Source organism: Tropicibacter naphthalenivorans (assembly GCF_900176475.1).
GTDB lineage: Bacteria > Pseudomonadota > Alphaproteobacteria > Rhodobacterales > Rhodobacteraceae > Tropicibacter > Tropicibacter naphthalenivorans.
The window spans coordinates 1-14,080 of the sequence record NZ_FWXX01000005.1 but is presented as its reverse complement, the minus strand read 5'-3'; the positions used below and the strand labels follow the sequence as shown (position 1 = coordinate 14,080).

Here is a 14,080-nt window from a genome sequence, read left to right as displayed (position 1 = left end):
CCCACGCGTGAGGCAGACAATACCCACGCAACCCGTAAACTGTTTTCAATTCCCCGACAATGACGCCTTAATTCACGCGCCCAAGGCCTTGCGCAGCATGTTCGCCGCCACGATCAGGATAAAGACCGCAAAGATTCGCCGCAGCGTCAGCGCCGGCAAGGCGTGGGCCATTTTCGCGCCATAGGGCGTGGTCAGCATGGTCATGGCGATGGCAATCACCAGCGCCGGAATGTTCACCGCGCCAATGGTAAAGGGCGGCGCGCCTTCGACCGGCAGCAGCAGGAACCCGATGACAGAGGGCGCCGCGATCAACAGGCCAAAGCCCGCCGCCGTGGCCACCGCGCGGTGCATCGGCACGTTGTACAGCGTCATCAGCGGCACGCCAAAGCTGCCCCCGCCAATGCCCATCAGCACCGACATAAAGCCCACCATGGGCGACAGGATGGCGCGGGTGATCCCGCCGGGCATCGCTTGGCCAATGCGCCAGTGCTGCTTGCCAAACGCAAGGTACAGCCCCACCAGACCGGCCAATACGCCAAAGATCACCGTGAGCACTTCGGACCGCAACCGCGCCGCAATCGCCACGCCGATGATCGCACCAACGACGATGCCGGGGGCCCAGGTTTTCAGGATTTCCCAGTCCACCGCGCCCTTCTTGTTGTGCGAATGCACCGAGCGGATCGAGGTAAAGACAATCGACGCCAGCGAGGTCGCCAGACACACCTGCATGAGCAGCGGCGTGTCATAACCCAGCCCCGTGAGCACGAAAAAGAACACCGGAACCAGAACGATCCCGCCGCCGACGCCGAACAGCCCCGCCAGGATCCCGGCAAAGGCCGACGCCGCCATCAGCAGGCCCACAAGCGGCAAGAGGGTCGAGAGTTCCATGGTCAGTCTGCCTTTTCCGGTCCAAGTTCCGCCAGCGCCTGTTCCACCAGTTCCGGCCCTGCCCCGTCGCGCGTGGCCCCCGTCGACAGGATCTGCCGCCAGCGCCGCGCACCGGGACGGCCCGTGAAAAGCCCCAGCATGTGCCGTGTGACCTGATGCAACTTGCCGCCCGAGGTCAAGTGCCGCTCGATATAGGGCAGCATGGCGCGGGCCACCTCTGTGGCGCCCTGGTCGCGCGGGTCGCCATAAATGCGCGCATCCGCCTGCCCCAGCACGTCCCATGGATTGTGATAGGCCGCGCGCCCGATCATCACCCCGTCAAGGCCCGCATCGAGAAAGGCCTCAGTCTGGTCCAAGGTGGTGATCCCGCCGTTGATCGACAGGTGCATGTCGGGGAACGCCTGCCGCATCGCCAGCACCAGATCGTAATCGAGCGGCGGGATGTCGCGGTTTTCCTTGGGGCTGAGCCCCTTGAGCCACGCCTTGCGCGCGTGGATCGTCACGCGGGTGCAGCCTGCGTTTTGCATCTGCTCAAGGAAGTCAGGCAAGACGACGCTCGGGTCTTGGTCATCGACGCCAATACGGCATTTGACGGTGACTTCGGTGCCGATGGCGTCCTGCATGGCCTTGACGCATTGGACCACGAGGGGCGCGTCCTTCATCAAGATCGCGCCGAAGGTCCCCGATTGCACCCGGTCCGACGGGCAGCCGCAGTTGAGGTTCACCTCGTCATAGCCTGCGCTTTCCGCCAGCTTGGCCGCTTGCGCCAGCTCTGCCGGGTCCGAGCCGCCCAGTTGCAGCGCCACGGGGTGCTCTTCGGGATTGTAGTCCAGCAAATGCAGCGCCCCACCCCGCACCAAAGCCGGGGCCGTGACCATTTCAGTATACAACAGGGCGTGGCGGCTGATCAGCCGGTGCAGATACCGGCAATGCCGATCGGTCCAGTCCATCATAGGCGCGACGCTCAGACGGGCAGCCTTTGAAGCAGTTGTAATATTTGAATTCTCCAACAGACCTCTCCTATTGCGCGCGACAGATTTTGCCGGAATTTGCGACAAAACTCAGGTTTTTCCGGCTTGTTCGAACCGAGTTGCCACGCCGTAGCAACTTTTCGGGGCTGATGCGAGCGCGCCTGTGCAATTGTCGCAGGGTTAAGGGAACGAACTCCCGCCCCCGCTAACGACCTCACCTCGGCCATAAAACGACCACACCACGGAAAAGGCCGCGTCTCTGTGTCAACCGCCCAAGGACTGCATCCAATATACGGCTCGCGGGCTGCCCGCGTGACGCGCCAAGGAAACGCGATCAAAAATGCCAAACAACGATTAAAAAAGGAAAATCTAGGTCGCGTGGCGGGCCGCAGGTGATAAAAACGGGCACCGCTATCGCATTGAGATTTCTATATCTTTCTCGTTGTCAGATTTGAGCGGAGCCCAGCGCAGTCGTCACATAACCCGGGCGCGCAAGCTGGCCGCGGAGGCTTTCGGCAATGGTACAGACATCAACGATGCGGACTTCCGCATGTGTCTCAGAAGGCAGATCCAAGCTGAATTCGAAGTGAGCGATGAAGGAGCCCGAAAGGCGGTTTGGAAAGTCATCGATCAAATCTTGAAGCCAGAAAAGTACGGCCTGAAGTAGGACATCCCTTCCGTAACTACTGTAAGTGGCAGTGGCGGTTTCACGAACCAGGGTGTTCTTGCAGACGTCCCCTCGTACGCCGACGGCTTTGGCGTCGAGGGCAACCACAGCGCCTTCCCTGAGCGTGCGTTGTAGCCCTTCTGCAGCGCGGATGCCAACTTGTTTTTCATTGTCATACCACCGGGACCAAAGCGGGTTGATGGAACTGACGCGCTCCCTGCAGCGGTCCGACCGTGATGCGTCGCCGCCGATTGCGCCATCCACTAATTCCGGCCACACATTTTTGCATTCGGTCCAGGAGGTGCGCTTTTTCATTGTAGTTTAGCGTACTGGCTGCAACGCTGAAATATTGAGTAACAGCCCATAAAGAATACTGAATTGCCAACGTCTGCACTTGCCGCTCAGAACGAGCGACCGCCCCTCCCCGCAATTTCTTCGAAGGCGCTTTTGAAATTGCCCTTCTTTGCCACGGTCGAAACGATCGTCTCGGACAGGGGGTTCGGGTTTCTGAAAATCGAGGGCAGCCAAGACCAGATCTTCTTTCATGCCACGGCTGCCTTGCAGAACGATCAAGACCTGTTCCCGACATTGAAGGAAGGAGACGAGCTGATATGTCAAATCGGCAGCACTCTGCGGGAACCGTCCAAGCCCGCTGCCGTGCTCTGGACATCGGTCAACGGTCGGGACTGGGCAAGGACGGGCAGACCTGACAGTCAGACGGCGCTGGACCAGATGCGGCGCGATCTCTTCGAGACGATCGGCACGAAAGAAATCGAACTTACCCTTCGGGCAAGCTGGTATCGCCGCAAGTGGCATGATCGCCCACCTGCCGATCTGAAGGATCCCGTCCTCCAGCAGGTCTTCGCCAAGGCCCTGGCCGCGCTCAGCCCAGGCGAACTGTCCAGCGGCCTCGATGCGGCGCAGGAATGCCCCTTTGCCTTCGTGGCAGCTCTTGATCCGGTGTCGGATGCCGCCGACCTGTCCGCATTGCTGGCTTTCTTCGCGCCACAGCAGCTCGCGGCAGTTTGCGCGCCCCGGATGGAGTGGGCGCAAGCCCTGAGATCTCGGGACAAGGTTGCGACGTTGACCGAGGAGCATAAGGCCAACCTGCTCGATTGGGCCGCTCTGGGCAGCGCTGACGACCCCGATGGCTTCCGGGTCACTTGGCTGAGCGGCAAGTGGGGGCACGAGGCTATTTTCGCACGGCGATGGCTGGCCTCCAAAGCCCCTGTGCCACGAACGCTTTTGTCTTGGCTGATAAGCCTGCTGGAGAAGGAGTTGCTGCAAATCGACGACCTGCGGGATCTTGCGCTATGCGATCCGCATGCAGGCGTCGTTCTGTACCACTCGCTCTCGGATGAGGATCAGGCACGCGTGCAGGAATGCTGGACGCGCGATCCTTCTGCGATCGAGATGGCGCTGAAAGACGATCCCATGCTGGCGGGACGGTTACTGGAGACCACCGTGCTGGCGGTCGATCTCGAGACGGACGGGGTGCGGATCCATCAACTCGGACAGGCCGATCACCGCGGCAGTATGCGTCTTGAGGGGGACAGCTTGACCGAGAGCCTCCAACAGGGGCTGCCCGACTTGGTAAGCACCATGACGAAGGCCCGACTGGCGGTCGGGCACAACGCGATCGGCTGGGACTGGCCCATCTTGTCACGTGCTGTACCTACCCTCCCTGGAACCCCAGTCTGGGACACGCTCCTGGTCGCCTTCCTGCTCGAGCCTCAAGCGCTGTCCCATGCTCTTGGCGGAGATCATACAGCTGATGCCGATGCCCGGGCGGCACTCGATCTCTTCCGTCGCCAAGTTGAGCGTTTCAACACCTCGCTGCACGAGGCGATCTTGACCGGACGCTGCAACTCGACGGAGGAGCTTTTCACACTGATCGTTGATGCAGGGCCCGGCGACCTCTCTGTCGCCCGAGCTACGCCCGACGTCCTCAAGACAGTTGATCGCGAGCATCCCCTACTCCTTCCGGAACGGCTCTTGCGGCTGCTGGACTGGGTACCCGGATACGTGGTCACGCCCGCCGACCCGGAAACCCCGCTCGATCCGGGTTTCCTGGAAATCCAAGCGATACACCTGTTCGCCGGGATGACGGCAGCGCAACGTCAGACGCCCGAGGTCGAGGTGCTGATGGCGGTCCTACTACGTGCGCAGGCTCAAGGGATCTCCGTTCGTCGCAACATGGTTCCTGGCTGGCTTACGGAGCGGCTGCCCTGGCTGGAGGCCGCGCTGAATGGTGCCACAGGCCTTCCGGACACGGAGGCCGGCTGCAGGGCATCCCCGCTCCCCACGTCGCTGCAGTGGTGGACGCAGGGAGAAACGTGGTCAGGGCAAGCCGTGCTGCCCGATGACGGTCAACGGATGATCGTTGCGCGGGCAGACGCTTCCACTTGGGTTCTTGCGAAAGCCCCGATCCGCGAACGCACTCTTCTGTTGGGCTTTGCCGACGGGACAGGCTGGGCTGTGCGAGATCCGGCAGCGGACCGGCTGGAGATGGGCGGAAGCTGGCGAAGCTTCCACACTATCACCGTGCCAAAGACGGTGACGCCGATAAAGGAACCACACAGCCCGCAGACGAGCAGACCACTGTTAGTTACTCGCCAGTCAACAGTGCGCGATCCCGGCTCCCGGACGCAAGCCGGCTACTGGTTGGAACAGTTGGCGACGCTGCGTAGCCTGCCCGGTGAAAGCGAAACGGTACCGATCCTGCTCGTCGGCAGCACCCGCAGCCGAAAGATGCTGAACCTTTTGGAAACGGCGCTGGCCGAATTGGGGCTGGGAGAGAAACAGCCCCAGCATCGTAGCCGCCGCGAACACCTGAAACGGGCAGCGGCCAACGGGTACTGCCTCGTCGCATGTCTCGATGCCTGGCGAGACTGGATCGCGCTGGCGACAGATCTCGGCATTACCCTCCAGCCGGTCGTCGATGCGGCCCCTCTTGAGGAGTGGTACGCTCTGGAGGCTCCCGCCATTGTCGAGCAAGATGAGGGGCAGGATGAAGGCCCACGCGAGTTTTCCACATCCATGGTGCTCGACGGGATCGACAAGAGGGTAGGAAAGTGGCTGCGGCCGTGGCTGCGCGAAACCGCCTTGGCGGAGAGCACCAAGGTTCCCATACTGCTCGACCCCCGACTGGAGGACACCCGACACCTGACAGGAGGTGCTTTCAAGTGGCTTGCAGTGGAACTCGTTCCCTGGACCGCCGAGGAGAGCCAACGACTGGATACTGTCTTCGCACCGTTGCAGATCGTAAGGGAAGAAGCCCCCTCCGGGATGGAGGCGATGGAGCACTTCCTGGTGACGCACTGGCAGCCGTCCGGCGCAGCCGGCAACAATCCTGTAACTGGGTTCAAGCCGACGCAGCTTCAGGCAATGGAACATATTCGCGACTGCGGAGCTGACGTGATGGTCACCCTGCCGACTGGCGAGGGCAAATCGGTTCTCTTCCAGGTCCCGGCCCTGGCCCGTGGTCTGCGCAACCGGCGGCTCACCCTTGTGATCTCGCCGTTACGGGCGCTGATGCGGGACCAAGTTCTGCGCCTTCATGAACAGGGCTTCGAAGAGTCCGTGGACTTCTTGAGCGGTGACCAGTCCTCTGAGGAGCAACGTGAGGTCCTGCAAGGCGTTCTCGACCAGCGGATCGTGATGCTCTATGTCGCTCCGGAACGGCTTCGCGTGGCCGGTTTCGTCGACGTGCTGCTGCGCCGGATCGAGTCCGACGGTGGATTGGAATACATTGTCTTTGACGAGGCACACTGCATCAACCAGTGGGGCTATGAATTCCGCCCCGACTACTTCTTCGCCTTCAGCTTCTTGATGAGGCAATTGCGGACTGGTCGCCTTCCGGACCCGACGCCGGTTCTGCTGCTATCGGCTACCCTCACAGCCTCAGACCGTCGGCGGATGCGCGGTCTGTTGAAGCGCAGGTCGAAAGATCCGGACCGGTTGCCGCTTGCGATATGTCCAGATCCTACGACCCAGGTCAGCCCGTTGCGCGGGCATATCCGTGTCCGCGCGCACCAGCTGCAGGGTAACATTTTCGAACAAGATGGCAGGGCGTTGCAGGAACGGGTTCCGGAACTTGTGCAGGTCCTACGAACTGCTCGCAGCAATGTCGAGAAGACCGGACAGCGCAGCGCTGTACTGGTCTTTGTCCTCTCTCGCTCTCATGCTGACACGCTGGCTGAGCAGCTGACGCGTGAGATCGGTCGGGAAGTCGAGAGCTTCCACGCCGGTCTCGATGGTGCCACAAGGGAGGACATCTACGATCGCTTTCGAAACGGTGACTTCGACGTTCTGGTGGCGACCAAGGCTTTCGGGATGGGGATGGACATTCCAGACATCCATTGGGTCGTGCATCTGGCGTCTCCCGGATACCTGGAGGACTACTTGCAGGAGGTGGGCCGGATTGGGCGCGGGATCAGAGAGCGCGAGCAGGCAGGGCTCGATCGACTCGACGCACTGATGCTGTACTCGGCGCAGGATTTCGAAGCGATCCGGAGCATGCGGGCCGATAACCAGCTGGGAGTGCCGCAGATCGACCAGATAGAGAGAAGCATCCTTGAGGCTGTTGAGACCGTCGGAGACAGCCAAATAGCTATTGTTCCCCAGGATGGCTTCTCCACCGAACCGTACCGGACACCAGCGAAACGTCGGAGTGATGCCACGCGCCTACGCTTAGCGCTTTATTGGCTGGAGGAGGCAGAGCATCTCTCGCAGGCAGGCATGGTGCCAGACCTGATAAAAATTCGTTTCTCCCCTGATCGGTTGAAGCGAGCGTCCGAGGAGGCCAGCCGGTCGGGAAAGGCGGCAACGGCCATTCTGGAAGCGACGTCCGGCACGGTGAATGAAAAGGAATCCGCGCTCCCTGACCTGATGCGCAGGCTCTCACTTGGCGTCGGTCTGCGGACCGGCAGTAAGGGCGAGCACTCCGGGGAACGCGAGGCTGTCATCAACCTCTCCGGAATCCGGCGTCACTGTGGGCTCGACAGTCTCGACGCGGCCATGTCTGTAATCGCGGACCTCGCGCGCCGCGAGGCACTAACCCTTGTCTGGTTGATCGACTTCAGGACACGGCCCATGTTGTCCGAGAGCGAGGCAAAGGTTCAGATCCTGATGGAGCGGGTCGCGGCTGCGGTGCGCCGGTTGCTCGGCGAACTGCACGGCAGGGCCACGTTCCGCTTCAATCCAAACGACTGGTACGATCCCGAGCCGTTCCAGCTGGTGGATCCCGAGGTTCGAAATCTCCCGAAGAAGACCCGCGAGCAGGTCGAACTCATCCTGCGCGAAGACCGGTTTCGGCGCAACTACATCAATGGCTTCCGCACCCTGGCACGGGTTGTCGGAATCCGGCTCAAGCAGGGGCTCGACCCCGAAAACGATCACCTATACTGGCAGGCAGGCTTGCCGGATGCCGCACGCTGGATCGCAGCGCAGCAACTCGATTCCCTTCTGCCTCAGGCCGCCGCCCTTCTGCGCCTGTTTCCCAAAGACACGAAGGATGGGAGCCTCGAGGTCGCAGACATCATCAGCGGAATGCAGGAAGCCCATCCTGCAGGGACGTTCCACGCCTCGGATCTCTCCAGTTTGATCCGCCTGCTGTCTTCGCTTGGACTTGTGAGCACCTCACCCGACCTGTTGCCACCGTCCTACATTCTTCAGCATCAGGATCGCCTGCCGGGTCTGGGGCAGTATCCCGATCTGGTCGAGGAGCTCGACAGCGTCAACCGCTTCGCAGAGACCAGGATTTTCGGCATGGAGGTCCATGCCAACCTGCCCGAGGAGGCGCGGGATCGGTTCGTGCCGGGCTATTTCGCCTGCGCTGACGTGGATGCGCTCAAGGGCTTTATCGACGAGCAACTGGGTGAGATCGAAGACGAAACAGGCGTTTTCGCCGAAAAGCGCGACCAGCTGCGCGCAACCCGTGCAACGGAGTTCTTCGACTTCTACCGGGACTCGCCGGAAAAGGCGCAATGGGAGGCGATGCAGTACCCCTACAATCGCCACCTACTGGTGAATGCAGGACCAGGCGCTGGCAAGACCTCCGTTCTCGTAGGGCGGATCGCCCACCTCATCCGCGAGCAACACGTCAAACCCTCGGAGATCATGGTACTGGCCTTCAACCGTGCCGTGGTCTTCGAGATCCGCAAGCGGGTCCGGGACCTGTTCCGCTCGCTCGGCTACGCGGCCTACGCATCCCGCGTTCGGGTACATACTTTCCATGGTCTCGCGATGCGTTATCTGGGCGAAACGACACCGCCGGCAACCGAAGAGCTCCTGCCGACCTTTGCCCGCAGGCTGAAACAGGATGTGGCATTCAGGGCCACGGTGGCGGGCGAGTGTCGGGCGCTGCTGGTAGACGAGTTCCAAGACGTCAACGATGAGGTCTACGAGATCATCCGTGCGCTCCATGCAGGGAGCGGGGACCGCGCCGGGATCATGGCGATCGGCGATGACGATCAGGACATCCTACGATGGAACCGCAAGCCTGCCCACGTGGCCTGGGGACGCCCTGCGGTTCAAGCCGGAGGCGTATTCGCCGACCATTACTTTGGGCGTTTCCGGGCGGACTTTGGCGGCGAGCATCTGTCCGAGCTGACGCTGGGGGTAAATTTCCGATCCAGTCCGGAGATCGTCGAGAAGAGCCAGGAAATGATCAACGGCTTCTTCGGCCGTCGGACCCAGTCACGGCGTCTCAAGTCCGACCGACTGCGCGCCGTTGACGGGGCACCATCGGGAACGGTGGAGCGTGTCGATGCTCAAGGTTGGAGTTGGGAGCGGACGCTGCAGGAGGTTCGCGCCACCAGTCAGCGGCTCCTTTCGGAGAACCCGGGTTCATTGGCGGTCCTTTGCCGGTCCAACGACGAGGTGGCCAGCGTCCATCGGGCACTCTCTGGCATCTTCCCGATCGTCACCGTGCAGAGCAGCGAGAACATCGCGATACGCTCGCTTCGTCATGTCGCTCTCTGGTTGGACCTTCTGGAACGCGAGATCGCGCAGCAGGACCAGGCTCTCACCGATCCGCTGCGTGCGCGACTTCTGGAGACCTTTCACGCGGAGACGGACATTCCAGAAACCCGTGCCGGAGGCCGAATGGACCCGGATCTCTCCGTCTTATGGGACCTCTGTGCGCAAGAGACCGTATTCCCTTACCTCTCGACGCTGGTCGAGTTCCTGAAGGATCTGCGGAGCGACGAATTGCAGCGCCTCCTCGGCGCTACGCGTCCTGAGGGCGAGATCCTCGTCTCCACGATCCACAAAGTGAAAGGGCTTGAATACGACAACGTCGTGGTGCTGCCGTCCAGGATGTCGTTCGGCGGCAGCGGCACAGAGATCGAGGCGAATGCGGCAGAAGAGGCGCGGCTGCTCTACGTAGCGTTGACCCGGGCGAAGTCCCGGTTGGTCTTTCACCTTGGTGATCGCGAGCTTGCCTGGGCGGGCAAGACGATCGCACACTTCAAGGGCGCGCAGGACGGTGGCCGTATCCTGACCGGAACACCGAAAGAGGTTTTCATCAGTTGGTCGATGAACCGGTCAAACTCCAATGCAGACCCTGAGCGCACCCAGGTCTACATTGAGACCTCAGTGTCAGTCGGTGATCCGATCAGCATTGGGACGCCCGGCCATCGCGCGGGAATGGCCCTGATCCACGGATCCGGAACGGGCGAAAGACGTCAGATTGGGTCGCCGTCCAAGGCCGTTGGGCACGGCGGCGATGTCACGGATCTGAAAGTCAGCGCCGTGATCCGCTACGAGCTCAAGCCGGATGATCGTGCGCAGCCCTGCCCCAAGGTCGCTGCGCAGGGTTGGGGCTATGTGGTCTTGGTGGAAGGGGTTCTGCGCTGAGGTCCGAGGCTGGCGGAAACGACCAGAAATGTGTCCGATGCGGTCGCAGGTGACAACGCCAAGGCGGGCCTCAGCAGGTGCTCGATTTTCGGATTTTCTATCGTGCGCTCCGCTCGACGGGGCGGCCGAGGCGTTGACGGAGGATATCCCCGCGTCGAAAAATGAAGTACCATGGTGTCGACCAGGATTGGCAAACCAAGCCGACATGAAAAGGAACGTGACCACAAATGTCCAAGAGAGAGGATGATGAGCGCTTCAAAGAGACATTTCTGAAATGCCGTGCAACTGTCCCGCCGGATTTTGATCTGGATGTATTCGACACCGAGAACGAGGATAGTGCGACCGGCCACCTAAGTAGTTCAAGTGATCACCCCGACGGGATTGCCGAGGCTGATACCGGCTCTACTCCGTCTGAGAAGACATAGGCTGCCAGTCGCCCCGCCCTTACCGATACACCCTGAAAGTATTGGAAAGCATCGCAGTTCCCGGTTCACAGATCTTTACCCACACGCGCGGAGCTGCGCCTCTTTAGCACTTGCAATCTGACAATGTTGCTCCTCGTATGCCCATCACCCGGCATTCTGGATGCCAATTAAAACGGCTTCGCGGCGTTCACCGTGAGATCGCGGATAGTGCCCCGGGGCGTGGTGTAGGAGCGCCGACCTTCGGAGAAGTCCAGGTCTGATCAGGATGCCACGGCGGGCAACCTGACGGTTGGATTGTCGGTGACGCGGGCCAGGGTTTCAAGGCTCATATATCGCCGCGCCACGGCCCACTCGTCGTTGGTCTCGAGCATCAGTGCGCCGACGAGCCGAACGATGGCGGCGTCGTTCGGAAAGATCCCGATGACATCCGCACGCCGTTTCACCTCTCGGTTCACCCGTTCCAGCGGGTTCGTGGACGCGATCTGGGTCCAGTGTTCGCGAGGAAACGACATGTAGGCGAGGACATCGTCGCGCGAGGCATCCAGCAGGGCTCCGAGCTTGGGCCGTTTCTCGCGCAGGGCGTCGGCGACGATGGCCCATTGGGCCTCGGCATCGGACTTGCTCTCTTGGGCGAAGATCGTCTTCAACATGGCCGCCACCGCGGTGCGCTGCTTGGTCGGGGCATGCGCCAGGGCATTGCGCATCCAGTGGATGCGGCACCGTTGCTGGGTCGCGTTGAAGACCCGCCGGGCCGCGGCGCGTAGCCCTTTGTGATCATCTGCAATCACCAATTTCACCCCTCTCAGACCCCGGTCGGCGAGGCTGCGCAGGAACTCGGTCCAAAAGGTTTCCGCCTCGGATGGGCCGGTGGCGACGCCCAAGACCTCACGCTTTCCGTCCTCGTTCACGGCTACAGCGAGTATCACTGCCTTGCTCATGATCCGTCCGCCCTCCCTGACCTTGAGGTAGGTTGCATCCAGCCAGAGGTAGGGCCACGCCCCTTCCAGGGGGCGGGCCAGGAAGGCGTCGACCCGCTCGTCGATGTCCATGCACAGCCGGCTGACCTGGCTCTTGGACATGCCCCCGGCGCCCATGGCCTTGACCAGATCATCGACCGACCGCGTGGAAATGCCATGAACATAGGCTTCCTGGATCACGGCTACCAAGGCCTTCTCTGCGGTCCGGCGGGGCTCGAGGAAGCTGGGGAAATAGCTGCCCTTGCGCAGCTTAGGGATTTCCAGCGCGATCCGACCGGCACGCGTGTCCCAATCCCTCTCTCGGTACCCGTTCCGCTGGGCCTCGCGCATGGGCGAGCGCGTGCCCTTGGCCGCGCCGGTCCGCGCCTCGATCTCGGCCTCCATGATGCGTTCAGCTGCGAAGGCCAGCATCTCGCGTACGAGATCGCCATCGGCCTGCTTCTCAACCAACTCGATCAGCGCCATTCTATCGTCGGTCATCGTCGTCTCCGTTTCTGGTTTCAGGTGTTGCAACCCAAACCTTCTCTGAAGATCGACGGTGACCGCCAGCGTCGCCTGTGGCGTCGCCCGCGGCTTCCTACACCACGCCCCGGGGCACTATCAGATCGCGCCGCACCCAGAGCCGCGTTTGGATCAATCTCAGCAGGAACGCTGCGGCGGTGACATCGTTCACGATGATGAATTGAAGTCGTCCTTTAGACCAGCAGTGCAGCTTGGTCAGTGAACGGCGCTCGCTCTCACGTTCGAGTGACGCCGGGAACTGGATGCCCCGACGATTTTGATGGTGTTCTCGTTGACGACGATCTTGTCGATGACAGCGCGGAGGTATGCGCGTTTGAACTGGGTGTCGCCGCCTTTCAACCGCTCGCGAACGAAGTCCGTGAACCGCTCGATGCTCTTGTCCGTGATTTCCGTCTCTGGTGCGAGTTCGGCAAGGGCGCGGTCGCGGGCGGCCTGGGCAAAGTCCTTGCGCTCCTTCGCGTCCGCGATGTGTTGCTGAAGCGTCGGGTCGCTGGAGTCGAGCACGCCGGTTGCGATGGCCCCGTAGATTCTCTTCAACCCTTGCTCCGCTTCATGGAACTCCGAAGTGACCCGCTCGAGGTGACCACTGTTGTCCAGCCGCTTTGCCGCCTGGCGCTCCATAAGACCGGCCAGCATTTCCTGCATTCGATCTTTGGTGAACAGCTTGTCGCTGACCTCGTCGATGATCAGCGTGTCGAACGGATCCATGGGAACGATCATCCCCGGGCAAAAGGTTTTCCCCTTCTTCATCTCCCCGCCGCACTTGTAATATCGATAGCGCCCGCCTTTGCCGGTCGCGATCGTCATGCCCGAACCGCAATGACCGCAGCATGCTATCTTCGACAACAGGATGTCACTGGTAGTGTCCCGGGGCGGCGTTTTTTTCGGGTCACGCGCTTTCAGCATCCGTTGGACAATATCAAAGTCATAGGGCTTGATTATCTCCGGGACTGACACCGTTACCGTATTGTCGATGTCCCTGGTTTTTCCGAATACGAATTCGCCTTTCACGGTCGTAGACGTTAAGAGTTGGTGTACGACTTTAATACTCCACTTGCTTCCGCGACGTGTCCGATATCCATTTTCGTTCAGCCAGGATGTAATCCGCTTGACGCCCATCGGGCCCGACGAGCCGTCCCCTGTCAGGAAAAGATCGAAGATGATCTTTACCAGATCCGCCTCGTCCGGCGCGATTTCAAGCTTCTTTTTTATAGTCTGACCACGCTGCTCGGCGACGTAGGTCCTGAAGCCAAATGGGGTCGGACCACCGTTCCAGAACCCCTGCTTGGCATTCTCGGTCATCGTCCGCCGCACGTGCTTCGAGGTCTCCTTCGACGAGTGCTCATCGAAGAGCATAAGCAAGCGACGCACCAGTTGCCCGCCCTCATCGTCCCCGAAATCCTGGGTGATGCTGATCAGGGTGGTGCCGCGCTTCTCGAGCGAGCGAAGGGTGAGTTCCGCCTCCACGGCATCGCGAAAGAAGCGGCTGAAGGAATGCACCACGATGAAATCGACGCGCTCGCTACCATGGTTCGCCGCCTCGATCATTTCGTCGAAGATCGGTCGGTGTCCATGGAACGCGCTGCCGGTCTCGACATATTCGTTGGCGATTTCCCAGCCTTCGCGCTCGCAATAGGCCCGCAACTGCTTCCGCTGGTCGGGAACCGAAAGCTCTTTCGCTGCCTGTTTGCCCGATGACACGCGCAGGTAAAGAAAAGCACGTGCCCCGGATCCGCGAAACTTCTTCGTCTTGCTCATGAAATTCGGCCC

6 protein-coding genes are annotated in these 14,080 nt (G+C 61.2%); 1 reads left to right on the top strand and 5 read right to left on the bottom strand.

The genetic code is table 11. From position 1 onward, the window contains the following. Positions 1 to 72: 72 nt before the first annotated feature. From B9A11_RS11730 to B9A11_RS21140, 3 genes are all read right to left on the bottom strand, one after another. A complete protein-coding gene (locus B9A11_RS11730; protein ID WP_058248237.1) occupies positions 73 to 888 on the bottom strand; it encodes a sulfite exporter TauE/SafE family protein in 816 nt (271 codons plus the stop codon). Between the two features lie 2 nt (positions 889 to 890). After that, on the bottom strand, positions 891 to 1,901 hold the full coding sequence (gene dusA, locus B9A11_RS11725; RefSeq protein WP_370736541.1) for a tRNA dihydrouridine(20/20a) synthase DusA: 1,011 nt from the start codon (positions 1,899 to 1,901) through the stop codon (positions 891 to 893). Between the two features lie 403 nt (positions 1,902 to 2,304). After that, a complete protein-coding gene (locus B9A11_RS21140; RefSeq protein WP_143595868.1) occupies positions 2,305 to 2,841 on the bottom strand; it encodes a hypothetical protein in 537 nt (178 codons plus the stop codon). A 132-nt stretch (positions 2,842 to 2,973) separates the two neighbouring features. On the opposite strand from B9A11_RS21140, the gene B9A11_RS11715 reads away from it, so the two are divergent. Beyond that, the gene (locus B9A11_RS11715; RefSeq protein ID WP_143595867.1) at positions 2,974 to 10,386 is read left to right on the top strand and encodes a UvrD-helicase domain-containing protein; all 7,413 of its coding nucleotides are present in this window, start codon (positions 2,974 to 2,976) and stop codon (positions 10,384 to 10,386) included. A gap of 685 nt (positions 10,387 to 11,071) precedes the next feature. On the opposite strand, the gene B9A11_RS11705 is transcribed toward B9A11_RS11715, so the two are convergent. Together B9A11_RS11705 and B9A11_RS11700 are read right to left on the bottom strand one after the other, a co-directional pair. Further along, positions 11,072 to 12,268, bottom strand: coding sequence for an IS256 family transposase (locus tag B9A11_RS11705; protein WP_058248232.1), 1,197 nt, complete (start codon positions 12,266 to 12,268; stop codon positions 11,072 to 11,074). A 237-nt stretch (positions 12,269 to 12,505) separates the two neighbouring features. Then, on the bottom strand, positions 12,506 to 14,080 hold a 1,575-nt coding region (locus B9A11_RS11700; protein WP_084662803.1), incomplete at its 5' end, for a recombinase family protein.